Source organism: Neolewinella lacunae (assembly GCF_014349155.1).
Taxonomy (GTDB): Bacteria; Bacteroidota; Bacteroidia; order Chitinophagales; family Saprospiraceae; genus Neolewinella; species Neolewinella lacunae.
This window is the reverse complement of the sequence record NZ_JACSIT010000118.1, coordinates 48,911-63,491: the sequence shown is the minus strand read 5'-3', so window position 1 is coordinate 63,491 and position 14,581 is coordinate 48,911. Positions and strand designations below refer to the sequence as shown.

Genomic DNA, 14,581 nt, shown 5'->3' with positions numbered 1-14,581 from the left:
CAAGCAAAACCGAGCGGAAATGACCAAGCGCAGAACATTCCTGAAAAACGCCGCCCTGACCAGTCTGGGCCTCACCCTGGTGCCTTCGTGGTCGCGGGCGGGCATTAGGGGCTACAGCCCGAATGCGCAATTGCAGATCGGGGTGATCGGCACCGGCAAACAGGCCAATGGACTGGCCAGCCGGATTGCGCAAATGGATACGGCCGTGGTGGTGGCGGGCTGCGACGTCTACGCCGCCAAGCTGGAGCATTTTGTGGCCGAACAAAACAAATTGCAAGCCAGCAGTGACACCGGTGGGGCCGCCGACATCAAACGCTACCGCAACTACCAGGAACTGCTGGAGCACCCCGGCCTGGACGCGGTCATCGTCGCCACGCCCGATCACCAGCACGCCAGCATCTGCCTGGCGGCCCTGGCCAGGGGCCTGCACGTGTACTGCGAAAAGCCCCTGGCCCACACCATCGAGGAGGGCAGGGCGGTGGCCGAGGCCGTGCGCCGCAGCGGCAAGGTCCTGCAAACGGGGAGCATGCAACGCTCGCAGTTCACCTTTCAGCACGCCGTGGCGCTCATCCGCGCCGGCAAAATCGGGCAAGTCAAAGAGGTGCTCGTCAGCGTAGGCCCGCCGCCGCGATCGTTCGACCTGCCCGCCGAGCCATTGCCCGCCGGACTGGACTGGCCACAGTGGATAGGCAGTTCCGTGCAGCGGCCCTTCAATGGCCTGCTCGCGCCTACGCTGGAACAAAACATCTGGCCGAAATGGCGGGATTTTGCGGAATTCGGCGGCGGAATGGTCACCGACTGGGGCGCGCACATGTTCGACATCGTGCAGTGGGCGCTCGATAAAGACCGCACCGGACCCGCCCGTTTTTTCCCGCCCAGCGGAATAAATCCCCAGCAGGGACTCACCTTCTTTTACGAAGACGGCACCCGCGTGGAACACCGCACTTTCGGGCGGGGCAACGCCGTGCGCTTCATCGGCACGGAGGGTTCTTTGGACGTCAGCCGCGGCTTCGTGGACAGCACCGTCAAGGGCCTCATCCGCCGGGCCGATTGGAAGGACAAGGATGTGATACACCCCAACATCGCCCATTTGGCCGATTTTTTCCGGGGCATCCAGGAGGGCAGCGCGGTGATTTGTCCGGCCGAAACCGGCCACCGCACGGCGAGCATTTGTACGCTGGCCAACATCGCCTATCGCCTGCAACGGCCGCTGCACTGGGACCCCGCGACGGAACGCCTCCTGGACGACCCGGCGGCGAACCGGTTGCTGGGGGATGCTTACCGGACGTCTTTGGCGTAATTTTTTTTGCGCGGTCGCAGGTGCCAGGAAAAGGATAAAAGAGCAGGGTAGGGAGGGCTAGAACTGCCGCATCCAGTTGAGTTTCCCGATGACCTCCTGCCGCGTGAAGCGATCCAGCCCCAGGTCTTCCCGGCTGTCGTTAAAAACCAGGAAGAGGAAGGAAAGCGGGCGGTATTCCCAACTGATCCGGGCGTTGATCCGGCCGTTGGATGTAAGGGTATTGTACTGATAAAAGGCGGTACCCTGGAGGCGGGAGTTGGCCGCCAGCCGTAGCCCCACGGAATACAAATGTACATCGGAAGCGGTAGCCGATGGCCCCAGGGAGCGGGCGCGGTTCAGTTCATAATCTGCCGTGAAGACCAGCCGCGGCGAAGGAGCGGCCCGCAAACCGGCGTTGAAAGTAAGCAGGCGGCCATCGAAGAATTCCCCGAATTCAGCACGTAAATTCCCGGAAATTTTGCGGCTTCGGTCGCTGTTGTAGTTGATCAGGTAACGGGTGTAGGCGTAGTCTCCTTCGGCGATGGGTATCCCGAGCGGGGCGAACGCAAAATCGATGTTCTGCCAGGTGGGCGTGAAGGATAATTCCAGAAAAGAGTTGTCGCGAAAGAAAAAATAGCCAGGGAAAAGGTAGAGCTCGAGAATTTGAAAACGGCCATCGGTGGCACTTTGAAAGTAATTGACGAAAAGGCCGGGATCGGCGCGGCGGACGAGGCTGCCTTCTTTTTTACTGCGCCAGATGTAGTAGCCGCCAGGGTTGTGCTGGATGATGTCTTTGCCGAATACGAAACCCATTTTAGGGTCATAGTCCGCCGATACCCATTTTGTTAACCAACCCAGGTAGGAGGAGTTGCTGTTGCGTCCGGCGAAGACGTTGCCCGCGTGGCCGGTCCGGCTGCTGCTTTCGTCGTAGCTGCCCGTCAGGAGGCCGCTGAGGGTCCAGACGTCACTGGGCCGGAACAAGTAATCGACCGTAAAGGTAGCGTTGTGATTGGGGGCGAGGGTTTCGCCGGCCTCATCGTAGCGGTGGGTAAGCAGGGCACCGATGTTGCCCTCCTTGCCGATGTTGCGTTGGTAGCGCGCCAGTGAAAAACTGGCACCGCCGGCTTCCCCGGCCGCCCGTTGGTGAACGTACATTGCCGAGATGGCACGTTCCTCGTTGCGGTCGTTGTAGCGCAAGCCCACATCGATGGGAGTAGCCACAGCATTAAAAGAACTCGATGAGAGGCCAATGGTGCGGCTGAAATAAGGAGAGATGCCGCTGCCGTCGGGGAAAATGCCGCTGTTTTCCAGGAAAAACTGTCTGCGCTCCGGAAAAAAAACATTGAAGCGCGATAGGTTATTTACCGCGCGGTCTACGTCTGCCTGTGCAAAATCGGTGTTCAGGGTCAGGTCCACTACCGCGTGGGAATTGAGTGCCCATTTTACATCTCCTCCCAGCTTGGGAGTGCTTTCGGCGGTGGTGGCCTGCCCGTTGAGGCTGTTTTGTGATCCGCCGTAGAGCAGGTAAGGATTTACGCGGATGTTCAGTCCCGGTTTGGGCAATTCCAGGCCCCGCAACTGGGCGGCGTAGGTCATGCGGTAGGGGGAAAAAGACTGGGGAATGGGCGGAAAGACGCTTTGCTCGTATTCGCGGCGGGCGAGGCGGGCGGCGGTGAATCCCCATGACGTAGGCTCGCCGTTGGGGGGCAGTTCATACCGGAGACTTTTGAAGGGGATGACGAATTCAGCAGACCATCCGTTGGGCAGGATTTTGGACTTCACTTCCCAGAGGGCGTCCCAGTCGTTGTCGCGCCGTTCGTCGTTGAACACCTGTAAATCACGTTGGGTACCCAGCGGGGTGGTTTGGAAAGAGACGCAGTAGCGTTGAAGGTTCTGGGGGTCGAGCTGGAAATAAAAAATGTCGTTTTCCCCGTAGATGAAGTCGCGGCGAAAGTCCTGTACCCGCACCCCGTCCGGCCCGAGGCTATCCAGGCAAAATACGCCGACGTAGAGGTTTTTCTCATCGAAGAGGATGCGTACTTCGGTGGGGAAACTTACGCGCCCGCCCTGGATGGGTTCCATCCGGAAAAAATCGTCGATGGGTGGGCTTGCCTTCCAGTCGGCTTCGTTGAGTGCTCCGTCTACGGTAAGGCCGGTCTGCACCCGATTGGCGTAGATGATCTGCCGCTGGTCTGGGGAGGCGAAGTTGCCTGCATATTCCGCCTGGGCGCGGAGTGCAGTTGGGTGCGCCGCCCAGCAAACGAGGCAGCAAAGCAAAATCCTGAAGGTACCTGGACTCATTGTACCATACGCCGTTGGGCCACCCAGAAGCACCAGGCTCCTGCGAGAAGACATTGCAAAAGGAGACCAAGTACTCCGCGGTAGCTGGGGCTGGGGGGCTCAGTCTCCACCGTGCTGGGGAAGGCGGCGATGGCGGCATATGCACTGGCGTCTACGGCCTTTTCCTCCATAAATAAATCGGTGAACCAGCCCGACCAGCGCTGCCGCAGCTGCTCGGCTTCCGCTTCGAGGGATTGCCCGGCCTCGCGGTCCGTTCCAGCCAGTACACCGAGTTGGGCATAGATGCTCAAAGAGGGAGAGAGCCAGAGTAGTTTTTCGCTCAGCGCTTCCTGCGCGGCAATTTGCTCGTCGAAGGGCCGGTTGATGCTGTCGCGAATGGCATCTTCCTGCGGCATCAGACCCAAAAGTTCGCGGTAGTAATCGCGCCAGTCCTGCTCTTCCTCGCTTTTTCGCTCGTAGTTGGGGTGTTGCTGGTAAAAAGCGCTTAGCCGGTCTTCGCGGCTTTCCTCCAGGTATTTATCGGTGGCCCGCTCCGAGTTAAGGAAGGCGGCCCTCGACGGGATGGGGCTGAGCTTTTCGGAAAGCATATTGGCCAATACGGGTAATAAAAGCGCGATAATCAACCAGGCTCCTACGCACTGCAGGGCATTTACCGCCGAATTTCCGCCCAACAGGTTGATCCCCAATGCCACCAAAAACCACAGCAAGAGACTGAGCAAAACTAGTACTACCGTTCCGAGGCCCGCCGCACTGAAGGGAGACACGCCCGCCAGAAGGAAAAACGGCAGCAAAGCCAGTAGGGCAGCTGCCGCCAAGAGGCTGAACCTGGCCAGGGCCTTGGCAAAAAAGAGTTTCCGGCCCATTACGGGTTGTGCCCGCAGCATCGGTAGGGTACCCAGCTCCCGCTCCGCCGAAATCAGGTCGAAGGAAAGCGCAATCACGAGCAGGGGGAGTAAAAAGGCGATGACGAAGGCCAGGTCGAAGGCCCCAAAGCTGAGGTTGACGGGGTTTTCGAATTCAACGTCGCCCCGGGCTTGTTTACCCGTCATGCGGAGCAACCAGGCGTCTGGCCGCAAATCCTGCATGCCCAATGCCAGGTAGTTGTTTGGCTGCGGAGGAACCACCACTACCCGGCCGCCTCGCCAGATGCCGCCCACCACGATCGGGTTGGTGGGGTCTTGCCACCAGCCCGCTACTTCAGCCGTTCCCCGTCGGAGGCTATCGGCCAGCAGGCTTTGAGCAGTCAGTTCTTTTTGTTGTGCCTCCAGCATGGCGTTTACCGATTCCGCCTTGCGGTGAAGGTGCTGGCTGCTGCTGTAAAAGCTGAAGCCAAAAAATACCAGCAAGCAAAGCAACAAGAGCCAGGTGAGTGGACTGCGGGCCAGCCGCCGGAGCTCAAATTTGAGTTGGAGGAAATACATGGGCAAGTGAAGCTTAGAATGGGCGAAGCCGCTGATAAAAGAACAGTCCCCCCAGGCCAGTCACCACGAGCCAGCCGAGGAGAACGAGGAAAGGGGAAAGCAACTCGGGCAGTATTTCAGTAAGCGGACGCGGCGAAAAGCTGAAGGTGCTGTTGTTGGAATAAAACTCCTGGCCCCGCGTCCCGTCCCAATCGCCGTATTTGAAATTGTCGCGCAGGTCCCCGTTTAATTCGCCTACGAGTTGAATGCGGTACTTTTCTGCGGCGGAAAGGAAGGAAAAGTAAGTGGCTACATCCGTAGCCGCCAGACGCTCAGACACGCCCTTGAGTAGCAGGTACGGTGAGGTGAATCCCATAATTTGGTGGATACTCAATTGGCGCTTGTAGATTTCTGCCAGTTTTTGCCGTTGCTTTTCGTATACCAGGGTTTCGTGTTCTTCCCCTTTTTGCATGATGAAACCGTCCCAGTTAAATGGCAACTGATGGACACTGTCCACGCCATGCTCCGCCAGCGTTTGTTCCTTCAGGCGTTGGGTATAAACGCTGGCTGGATCGTGCCCGTCAACGCCCTCTTTTAAGTCTTTTTGCAGCGCCATCTGGTACTGCTGCCATGAGGGCGTAGGGGCCAGCTGCCGGGCGGCGTCGACGGTGAAACGCGGCATTACCAGGCACACCAGCACCCAGAGACTCAACACCCCCACCAGGGCGGTATTCACTCGCCCGGCCCAGGCTGAAATCAACAGAGCCAAATGGATGAAACACCCAAAGTAGAGCACGTAAAACAGGCAGATGAATAAATAGCGCCACCAGTAGTCGCCCGGCGCACCCGCAAATACCAGTCCCAGGCCACCAAGGATAAAGAATGGAAGTACGAGCAGGAGGACCAGCGCCCACAAGCCCAGTACATTACCCCAGAACAATGTTGCTGGCCGGAGGCCTTGGGCAAGCATCATGCGGAGGTTGCCATTTTGTCGCTCAGTGGCGGCTACACCAAAGCCAAGCGTCAGGATAAACAAGGGAAAAAGCAGCGTCAGCACGAAGGCGGGAGTTAGTACGCCCAGGCGAGTAGTCGCTACCTGGTCTTGGGCCAGGGCATATTTAGCCTGGTTGGAACGGTGGGCTTCCAAAAACAAGGTATTGCCCGTATAACTGTCTACCCCCCGATCGAAGTAGGCCAGCGGGAAAATGGGCTTGAATACGTAAGTGCCGTAATGTGCGGCAGAGTGAGGGTTCTTATCGCCCTGGTTTTCCCACTGCCCACGCGCCATTTCGGAGGCCTGGGCGTGCTGTGTCCGCAGGGAAGCGTAGTAATCGTAGGTCCCGTACAGCGCGCACAGAAACAACAGCAAAAGCGCAATGGAAAGAACCCGGAAGCGCCCCTCCCGCACGGTCCCACGAATGGTATGCCTGGCAATGGTCAAAAGCATGAGTTTCTTCGTTTAAACGGTCTGTAAATACAGGGCTTCGAGTTCCTTTGCCTCAAAATCGCCCCGGTTTTCTAACTGTTCCCTCAGCCTCCCGGCGCGCATAATGCCGATGTGGGTAGCCACGTCTTTGGCCCGGAAAATATCGTGGGTGGCCATCAGGATGGCCATGCCCTGGGCCGTCAATTCCCGGAGCAACTGCGAAAAATCGTTACTCGCACCGGGGTCAAGACCACTGGTGGGTTCATCCAGCAGCAGGCATTTGGCTTCCTTGGCCAGGGCAATCGCAATGCCCACTTTTTGCCGCATGCCCTTGGAATAATCCCCCAGCCTCCGCTGGGCATCGGCGGCAGGTAACCCAGCCCGCTCGAGGTATTCCAGCAACTGCGCGGTGCGGTGCCGGAAACCCGCCAGCCGGCTGAAATAATCCAGGTTCTCCAAACCGGAGAGGGTGGGGTAAAGCATTACCACTTCCGGCAAGTAGGCGAGCCGACGCTTGACTTCGAGGGGTTTCTCGGCCACATCCAGCCCGTCAATCAACACCCGGCCGGAAGTGACGGGCAAAAAGCCCAAAAAGCAGTTGATGGTCGTCGTCTTTCCCGCCCCGTTGGCTCCCAGCAAACAGTAGAGTTCGCCCGGAGCAATCTTAAGGTTAAGGTTATCAACTGCCTTGTGGCCTCCGTAGGCCTTAGTGAGTGCTTGTGCTTCTATCATCACCCCAAATGTTAAATTCCTGGCAATGATAAGCCTTAGGATCATCTAATGCAACTAAGTTGCGTTAAAATTTTCCCTTTCTCTCTTTACCCTTTCCCTCCTCCGTCAAAAGCCTCCAGGACCAGGCCATGGTTGAGCATTGCGCCGGCAATGGTACCCGTGGCGATGGCATAAGACAGCGCCCGGAACGGACTTGCACAATCGCCACAAGCCAGTACATTGGCCAGCGTGGTGTCCTGGAAGGCGTCGACTTGCAACAAGCCTTGTTCCGTTAACTCCAGCCCGAGTTGTTCCGGAATGGGGCAATGTTGGACATAAGCTGGTTTTGAGTAAAGTGCGCGGAGGGGGAAGGTCGTCCCATCCACGAAAAGCAGGTCGTGCAGGGCAACCTGGCGGTGCAGGAGTTCGGCAATTTCAGTTTCCACCACGGGGATATCGTGCATGGCGAGGGCCGCGTGCTGTTCTTCCGTCAGGGTGGAAACACCGTTCGTAAAAATGGTCAGTTCCTGCGTCCAGTTGCGCAGCAGTTGGCCATAGTGGTAGGCTTCGTGGCCATTGGCCAGAATGCCGGTTTTTTCCTGTCTTACTTCGTAGCCGTGGCAGTAGGGGCAATGGATCACGCTGATGCCCCAGCAGGCGGCAAAGCCCGGTAGATCGGGCATCAGATCCTTTACGCCCGAGGCAAAGAGCAGTTTCTTGCCCCGGAATTCCTCCCCGGCATCCGTCGTAATGGCAAAGCCCCCATCTTTTGGGACCCCATTGACCGCAAGGCCTTCGTGAAACAGGATCGTAGGGTATTGCTCCACTTGCTGCCGGGCGAGGCTGGCTATTTCGCCGGGCGCCTTCCCGTCGTGGGTAAGAAAGTTGTGGGCGTGGGGTGTTTGGCGGTTACAGGGTTTTCCGCTGTCAATAATCAGCACCTTACGAAGTGATCTGCCCAGGGCCATTGCCGCTGAAAGCCCGGAATAACTGCCGCCGATGATGATGACTTCAAAGTCGTGGTCGCCTTTCATAGCATTGTATTTCAAAAAGGTGGTAAAAAAACCGGAGAAACTCCTAATACTCTGCCGCTGCTTCCAGGACGTAGTAAAATTGTTCGGGATCGTCGTAATTGAGCCGAAGCTTCCCGGAGAAGTTACGCCGGGCGTCGATCTTGTAGCGCTTACCGGGCTGGTCGAACGTCACCGTCATTACGGAGGCGGGGCTGGCCTTGCCACAGAAAAAACAAGCAGCAAATGGGAAGGCCGAAAGGGCAACGCTGGTTTGTTCCTCTTCGAAGGGAATAACGTAGCCACGGATGCTGACCAGGCGGCCATTGAGATTTTTTAGAGTGTCGGGGAAAACGGGAGCGTATACTTCCATTTTCATTTTTTTATTGTAGGTGAGTACGTAGCGAATATCGGTCAATAAATTCCAGCTGATGGCTATGGGTTCCTGGTCGGCCAAAACATCTGAGCTGACGTTGGTACTGGGCGCGGGCAATTCTTCCCCCCTGCGGTAGGGCCGGTCTGGGCGCAGATCCGCCACCGCATCATCCCAGATGCAAACGGAGTCTTCAAGAATAATTTTTTCAACGAGGGGTTCCGGGAACTTGGTGTTGACTATGTCAGGTGGGCAATATTCTTCGGTCTCACTTTTGGGATCGGTACCGAAGATAAATGCGGCCGTGGCCAGCAGGACGAGGGCGACGAAGTAGACCGGACTTTTCATTGCCTTGCGAATTATTTGGTGTTTTGGAGAATGGTGGAGCATATGGATCAATTAGCAGAAGTAAGGCGCTGAGGTATTTTGGGCGATTAGCTTGGTGGGAGCAGTGGCAGCTTAGGGACTCCCATTGCTCTTCCAAATTGCTTTGCACCCCGAAATACTTCGGGACTATCGCCTCCGGCCGCGCAATTATTTTTTCATCTCCTTAGCGCCGCTACTACGTCAACCCGCATTGCGCGCCAGGCCGGAAATAATGCCGCCATTACGGCCAAGGCGATGGTTCCCAGCAAGACAAATACCTCGTTTCCTTGCCAGGTTTGGGAAAAGATCAGTTTAAAGTCAGCCGCTGCCCGGAAGTTAACCCACCACAGCATGGCCCGGCTGAGTAACAAACCGAAAACGTAACCCAACAGCGCCAGCAGACCAGCCTCAATTACGGGTAATAAAAACAACTGGAAACGGGAATATCCCGTCACCCGTAAAATGGCCAATTCGTGCTTACGCTCGCGCATTCGGTCTAATAGGGCCATGAAAATACTGATGCTGGCCACGAGCATAATCCCGCCCCCCAATAAGCGCAACGCATCTGTCCCGATGCCCAATAAATAAAATAAGCGGTTTATTTCCAGGGCGGGGAGGACCGCCTGCATGCGGGTATTTTGATTAATGACGCGCGGTAAGGTGAGGACGCTGCGTTTGCTGTGCAGGGTCAGAAGCACGGCAGTAATCTCTTCTTCGGGTTCGTTTGCGTGCGCCTCGTGCTCCGGATGCTCTTCGTCCCCGTGTTCGTGGGCGTGTTCTCCTTGCTCTTCATCCCCGTGTTCGTGGGCGTGTTCTCCGTGAACCTCCCAGACACTGGCTACGGGGGTGAGTAGGAGGCGGTCCAGGGCATTTCCTGCGTGCCCGACAATGCCAACCACAGTATAGGGGTGGTCGGCGTGCACGTCGGCATCCGCCGTTTCCCCGTGTGCCCCCAGCAAGGTGTCTCCCACCTTTAGCCCGGTCTGTTGGGCAACTTCCGCCCCAACCACCACTTCCATGGGCTCCGTAAATACCCGGCCGCTGGCCAGGGTGCCACCGTATTTATCCAGAAAATCTGCCGTAGTCCCCAGGATCCTGTAGCCCGCGTAAGTATCCCCGTAGGCAAGCGGAATGGCCTGCTTTACCAAAGGACTTTCCAGGTAGGGCGCTGCCTCGGCAAGGGAGATATTTCCCGTCGGCGCATCAAGGTGATAAACTGCCGACAGTACGAGTTGCAAAGGGCTGCCCTTAGCGCCCAAAACGAGGTCCGTCCCCGCCAGATCATTGGCAAATTTTTGTTCCATTTGCTGATTGACCAGCAGGAGCAGGGAGGTGATGCTGGTGCCAAAAGTGATCAGCAGGACACATAAAATGGTGGTGAGAGGACGGCGGGTGACGCTAGCCCAGGCGACGCGGGTGATCATACTTGCTGGTTTTGCGCCGCAGCGGGCTGGTAATCCAGGGTAATCTGCTGCGGGATAGCGGTCATCAGGCGATCATCGTGGGTGACGATTAACAACGCGGCATTGTATTGCCGGGCGTGGGTTTGCAGGCGCTCCAGTACGGCCAGGCAGTGTCGCCGGTCGAGCGCACTGGTTGGTTCATCGGCCAGAATCAAACCCGGGCGGTGGGCCAGGGCACGGGCAATACCCAGCCGTTGGAGCTCTCCGGCACTCATTTCCTGCGGATATTTTTTGAGCAAGTGCGCAATACCTATTTGCTGAGCCAGCTCCAAAAGTTCTTCTTTAGACTGGGCAAAGGGCGAAAGGCGGAGATTTTGCCAGGCCGTCAGGGTGTCAATAAAGTGTGGTTGCTGATAAACGATCCCCAGGTTCCGCCCCCGGATCTGGTCCAGCACCGCTGGCTGGGTATAGTTGTAGGACTGGCCAGCCAGCGCGATAGACCCCGTACGGGGAGGGAGAAGTCCGGCCAGCAGGTGCAGCAAGGTCGTCTTGCCACAGCCGGAAGGTCCCAACACCAGCAGTACTTCGCCGGGGTCCAGGTGGAGGTCTGGAAATGACAATAGCGTGCCACCCCGGTACTGATAAGATAGCTGGCTGGCGGAAAGTACGGCTGAAGGAATGGTGTTGCTCATGCAGGGATTTTTTCTGGCTCAGCCGTGGGTAAATGGCCGTTGCGCCAGCGGAGATTGCTCAGATGGGTAAGCACCAATATCCCCGAGCCGAGGTACATCATCCCTTCCCCGCCCACCAGGCGTTCTCCCAGGAAAAGACCGAGCGCAAAACAGGCCCAGCCTCCCCAGAGGCCACCTCTCACCCACCCGCTCCGTTGGGGCTTGTGCGCAAACCAGACCGCCAATAAACTGACCAGAAGAAAAACGTAATCAAGACAGCCCCACAGCCCTTCCCCGTGGTGGTGACCCTGGTGGCTGACTACCTGGTGGTATACCACGGGTTGGGCAACGAAAAACAGGGGGGCCAATAAGCAGTGCACAATACATAGGCTACTGGCGAATGCACCGATAAAATCAGGCCGGGATAGGGTAGATTTGGCCATGGCTGAAGGTATTTTTCGCAATTCTGATCTGATGTGCGGGCAAAGGTAAGCGGAAGACTTCACTAATGCAACTTAATTGCATTAAAGATTCTTTTCCCACTTCCTTACAAGCAAAACCCGCCCGGAATGACCGGACGCGGGCAGAAATCGTTGCAGAAAAGCACCGCGCTAAGGGTACAATGAGCACAACCGGGGCGCGGCCGCAGGTGCAATGAACAGCTAAATGAGCAATGCGGGACCTACCGCCGCAGCACCTTAGCGAACCACAAATTCCTCACCCGATCATCGCTCACCAGCAAGCCCACTACCTCGCCCGCAGCGTTGCGGCTGAAGCGGATGTTGTAGCCTTGGACGAGCAACCTATCGCGGCCGTAGAGATCGCCTTCCCGCTGGTTTTTGCCCGCCTTGAGGGCGTAGCGCCCTTGCCCGAGGTGACTGATCTGATAGCTCACCTTTAGCTCATCGTTGTGGTAGCGGCCGGCCAATTCCTCGTAGTCGTAGCCCGCCCAGTCGACGTCGGCGCGGGTGAGGGTGTAGGGGGCGTGGGCCCGGTAGTAGGCGGTGACCTGCATACCTTGCGCTGCATCCCAGGTGAATTCCTGTTTGAAGGCGGGGTCGAACTTTTGGTGGTAGACGTTGCCTGCTTCCAGTTCCAGCACCACGTCGTTGCGGCCGTTGCGTTCCAGGACCAGGTTGCTATCGACGAGTTTGAATTTGAAGGCGAAGCCGTTGTCGGTCAGGTAAGTCCCCAGGAGTTTTTCGACGGGGATCTCCGGGCCAACTTCGCTGGGAGCCGTAGGGTAGGCCGCCTGGGTAAAGACGTCGGCCAGGACGACATCTGCTACGGCGCGGACGAGCGCGGAGGTGCCGAATTTGCCACTGTTGTCGGAAGCAACGATGCTGAGCTGCTGCGCCGGCAAGCGGAGGAAGGAAGCGTCCCAGGGGCCCGTGCTGCCGTTGTGCCAGCTGGCTTCCACGCCCCGGTAGCGGCCGTGTTCCAGGCCAAAGCCGTAGTCGCTGCTGGCGTTTAGTATTTGCTGGCTGCGGCTAAGTAGTGCGTCGGAGAATTTGGGGGCTTCGCCGCGTTGGAGGGCCAGTTCCCAGGCCAGTTGGTCGGGTAGGGTAGAGAAGAGTGCGCCGTCGCCGTGCAGGTCGGTGCGCCATTTGAAGGTGGTCCAGGTGTCGAAGTTGAAATAGGGCCGGGCGATGTTGGGGCCCAGGTCGCGGTGGTCGTCGGCGAAGCGGGTGGCCGTCATCCCCAGGTCCTGGAAGAGCTGGTCGGTGTAGGCGCGGAAGCTTTGGCCGCTGACTTGCGCGACGATGTGGGTGAGTAAGAGGTAGTTGGAGTTGCTGTACAGGTATTGGCTGCCGGGGGCGAAGTTCAGGTCTCGTTGGCGGTGCAGGAGGGCGAGGGCTGCGTCGTTGTCCAGCGTCTTTTTCCACCAGGTGATGCCCTGGAAGCTCCAGAGGTTGTAGACGTCGCGGATGCCGCTGGTGTGGTTGATGAGTTGGGCGATGGTGATGGGTGCTTCGATGGCCGGGAACAGCTTGGGGAAATACTTGCGGATGTCGTCTTCCAGGCTAAGCTGCCCGGCTTCGACGAGCCGGAGGACGGCCAGGGCAGTGAATTGCTTGGCGTTGGAAGCGACGTTGAAGCGGGTGCTGGCGTCGATGGGCCGCTGGGTGTCTAGGTCGGCCAGGCCGGCGTACCTGATGTAGATGATTTCGCCGTTGCGGATGATGCCGAGGGCTCCGCCGGGACCGCCAGCGGGGATGTCAGCCAGCAGCAATTGATCGATGGCGGCAGACTGTTCCGGGGTCAGCGGCTGGGCCAGCAGATGAGCTGCGCAAGAGAAAAGGAGGAAAAGCAGGGAGAAAGTTTTCATCGGAAAAGGTAGGGGCGGATGGCCTTTGGTTCGGGGGGCAAAAGTGTCCGTTTTACCCTCGCCCGGCGCGCCAGATCACGATGTGGTACTACTTCCCTTGCTCCTATCGGCCAAATATTGCACCGGCGTCCGCGCCATAAACTGCTTGAAGACCCGATTGAAGGTGGTTTTGGAATTGAAACCGCAGGCCAGCGCGATGCTGAGGATGGTGAAGCGCTCGTGTTCCCCGCGCGCGAAACGCTCCCGGACGGCCGCGACGCGGTAGGTGTTGACGAAGTCGTTGAAGTTTTGCCGGAAGCCCTGGTTGATGATGCCGGAGACCTGTTTGCTCGTGACGCCGAGCCGCCCGGCCACGTCGCTGAGCGTCAGGGTGGGGTTTTCGTAGAGCTTTTCCCGCTCCATGAGGTCGCGCACGCGCTGCTTCCAGGGTTCGAGGTCTTCGTCTTCCAGCGTTTCAGCGGTGGACTTTGGCGCGGGAATTTCCGACGACAACAGCTTGCTTTCTCCCCGCCAGTGCAGCGGCGCCAGGGCCTTAACGACGTTGGTGTAGCCCGCCAAAGCGATGAAATAATAGAGCGCCCCGAAGCAGAGATAATACCAAAACCAGCGGCCAAAACTGCCGAAATTGGGCAGGAGCAACAGGAAAACGATGCGCAGCACCATGATGAAAAGCAGGGCAACGAGGTACTGTTTTACCCAGCTGTACACTACGCTATCGGCGTAACTGAGCTCCGCAAAAATCCGCTTTCGGTACTGCTGGTAGGCCCGCAGGCTCAGGCCCGTATACGCGATCATGGCCAGCAGGCCCGTGATTTGGTACCAGGGGGCAAGGTCTTTGTCGCGCCCGTCGGCGTAGAAATAGTAATCGCCCTGGAGCACCCAGACGTCGACCACAAAAACCACCAAACTGTAGAGCAGATAGAGTCCGCCGGGCAGAAAGTGGAGCCAGCTGCGGCCGCGGATCCGGAAATCGGCGTCCAACAAACTGCGGGTGTAGCAATAGATGACCGGTCCGATGAGAAAAAAGTGTTGGAAGGGCACAAAAAACAGGAATTCCCGGTAGCCATCCCGCCCGTACCAGCCGCTGTACCCGAGCATGAAGGGCACGAGGTACAAGGAACACAAAAGGAGAAAAAGGCTCAGCCAGCGACTGGGCCGGTGGGCGTATTCCTGGCCGCGGGCCAGGAGGAGGCCTGCGAAAAGGAGGCCTTGAACGAAGAAGAAAAGGAGGGCGGCGGTTTGGAAAGATATGGTGAAATCCATTGGCTACGAAGGTACAAGTTTGTCCCTTGCGGCACCTCCCAACACAACC

The 14,581-nt window shown here is 57.8% G+C and carries 12 protein-coding genes; 1 reads left to right on the top strand and 11 read right to left on the bottom strand.

Going from position 1 to position 14,581, the window contains the following annotated elements:
• Positions 1–19 precede the first annotated feature (19 nt).
• Positions 20–1,300, top strand: a complete 1,281-nt coding sequence (locus H9S92_RS13230; RefSeq protein ID WP_187467185.1) for a Gfo/Idh/MocA family protein — start codon at positions 20–22, stop codon at positions 1,298–1,300.
• A gap of 57 nt (positions 1,301–1,357) precedes the next feature.
• Here H9S92_RS13230 and H9S92_RS13225 read toward each other — a convergent pair whose 3' ends face one another.
• The 11 genes from H9S92_RS13225 to H9S92_RS13175 form a co-directional block, all read right to left on the bottom strand.
• Positions 1,358–3,580, bottom strand: coding sequence for a carbohydrate binding family 9 domain-containing protein (locus tag H9S92_RS13225; protein ID WP_222936098.1), 2,223 nt, complete (start codon positions 3,578–3,580; stop codon positions 1,358–1,360).
• On the bottom strand, positions 3,577–5,001 hold the full coding sequence (locus tag H9S92_RS13220) for an ABC transporter permease subunit (protein WP_187467183.1): 1,425 nt from the start codon (positions 4,999–5,001) through the stop codon (positions 3,577–3,579). Before H9S92_RS13220 ends, H9S92_RS13225 begins: the two co-directional genes overlap by 4 nt.
• Before the next feature lie 13 nt (positions 5,002–5,014).
• Positions 5,015–6,427, bottom strand: a complete 1,413-nt coding sequence (locus H9S92_RS13215) for a DUF3526 domain-containing protein (protein WP_187467182.1) — start codon at positions 6,425–6,427, stop codon at positions 5,015–5,017.
• A gap of 12 nt (positions 6,428–6,439) precedes the next feature.
• Positions 6,440–7,138 (bottom strand): ABC transporter ATP-binding protein, encoded by a 699-nt coding sequence (locus H9S92_RS13210; protein WP_187467181.1) that lies wholly within the window; start codon positions 7,136–7,138, stop codon positions 6,440–6,442.
• A gap of 86 nt (positions 7,139–7,224) precedes the next feature.
• Positions 7,225–8,151: an NAD(P)/FAD-dependent oxidoreductase gene (locus H9S92_RS13205; RefSeq protein ID WP_187467180.1), complete on the bottom strand. Its 927-nt coding sequence runs from the start codon at positions 8,149–8,151 to the stop codon at positions 7,225–7,227.
• A 43-nt stretch (positions 8,152–8,194) separates the two neighbouring features.
• The gene (locus H9S92_RS13200; protein WP_187467179.1) at positions 8,195–8,848 is read right to left on the bottom strand and encodes a hypothetical protein; all 654 of its coding nucleotides are present in this window, start codon (positions 8,846–8,848) and stop codon (positions 8,195–8,197) included.
• Between the two features lie 194 nt (positions 8,849–9,042).
• Complete coding sequence (locus H9S92_RS13195; protein ID WP_187467178.1) at positions 9,043–10,290, bottom strand: ABC transporter permease; 1,248 nt, start codon at positions 10,288–10,290, stop codon at positions 9,043–9,045.
• Positions 10,287–10,961, bottom strand: coding sequence for an ABC transporter ATP-binding protein (locus H9S92_RS13190; protein WP_187467177.1), 675 nt, complete (start codon positions 10,959–10,961; stop codon positions 10,287–10,289). The genes H9S92_RS13195 and H9S92_RS13190 overlap by 4 nt, the downstream gene beginning before the upstream one ends.
• Positions 10,958–11,383: a MerC domain-containing protein gene (locus H9S92_RS13185; protein WP_187467176.1), complete on the bottom strand. Its 426-nt coding sequence runs from the start codon at positions 11,381–11,383 to the stop codon at positions 10,958–10,960. Before H9S92_RS13185 ends, H9S92_RS13190 begins: the two co-directional genes overlap by 4 nt.
• Before the next feature lie 239 nt (positions 11,384–11,622).
• On the bottom strand, positions 11,623–13,269 hold the full coding sequence (locus H9S92_RS13180) for a serine hydrolase domain-containing protein (RefSeq protein ID WP_187467175.1): 1,647 nt from the start codon (positions 13,267–13,269) through the stop codon (positions 11,623–11,625).
• Positions 13,270–13,344: 75 nt separating this feature from the next.
• Positions 13,345–14,532: a helix-turn-helix domain-containing protein gene (locus H9S92_RS13175; RefSeq protein WP_187467174.1), complete on the bottom strand. Its 1,188-nt coding sequence runs from the start codon at positions 14,530–14,532 to the stop codon at positions 13,345–13,347.
• Positions 14,533–14,581 lie beyond the last annotated feature (49 nt).

Coding starts and splice junctions, on each gene's coding strand:
- H9S92_RS13230 (WP_187467185.1), top strand. CDS start 20: ATGACCAAGCGCAGAACATTCCTGAAAAACGCCGCCCTGACCAGTCTG.
- H9S92_RS13225 (WP_222936098.1), bottom strand. CDS start 3,580: ATGAGTCCAGGTACCTTCAGGATTTTGCTTTGCTGCCTCGTTTGCTGG.
- H9S92_RS13220 (WP_187467183.1), bottom strand. CDS start 5,001: ATGTATTTCCTCCAACTCAAATTTGAGCTCCGGCGGCTGGCCCGCAGT.
- H9S92_RS13215 (WP_187467182.1), bottom strand. CDS start 6,427: ATGCTTTTGACCATTGCCAGGCATACCATTCGTGGGACCGTGCGGGAG.
- H9S92_RS13210 (WP_187467181.1), bottom strand. CDS start 7,138: ATGATAGAAGCACAAGCACTCACTAAGGCCTACGGAGGCCACAAGGCA.
- H9S92_RS13205 (WP_187467180.1), bottom strand. CDS start 8,151: ATGAAAGGCGACCACGACTTTGAAGTCATCATCATCGGCGGCAGTTAT.
- H9S92_RS13200 (WP_187467179.1), bottom strand. CDS start 8,848: ATGAAAAGTCCGGTCTACTTCGTCGCCCTCGTCCTGCTGGCCACGGCC.
- H9S92_RS13195 (WP_187467178.1), bottom strand. CDS start 10,290: ATGATCACCCGCGTCGCCTGGGCTAGCGTCACCCGCCGTCCTCTCACC.
- H9S92_RS13190 (WP_187467177.1), bottom strand. CDS start 10,961: ATGAGCAACACCATTCCTTCAGCCGTACTTTCCGCCAGCCAGCTATCT.
- H9S92_RS13185 (WP_187467176.1), bottom strand. CDS start 11,383: ATGGCCAAATCTACCCTATCCCGGCCTGATTTTATCGGTGCATTCGCC.
- H9S92_RS13180 (WP_187467175.1), bottom strand. CDS start 13,269: ATGAAAACTTTCTCCCTGCTTTTCCTCCTTTTCTCTTGCGCAGCTCAT.
- H9S92_RS13175 (WP_187467174.1), bottom strand. CDS start 14,532: ATGGATTTCACCATATCTTTCCAAACCGCCGCCCTCCTTTTCTTCTTC.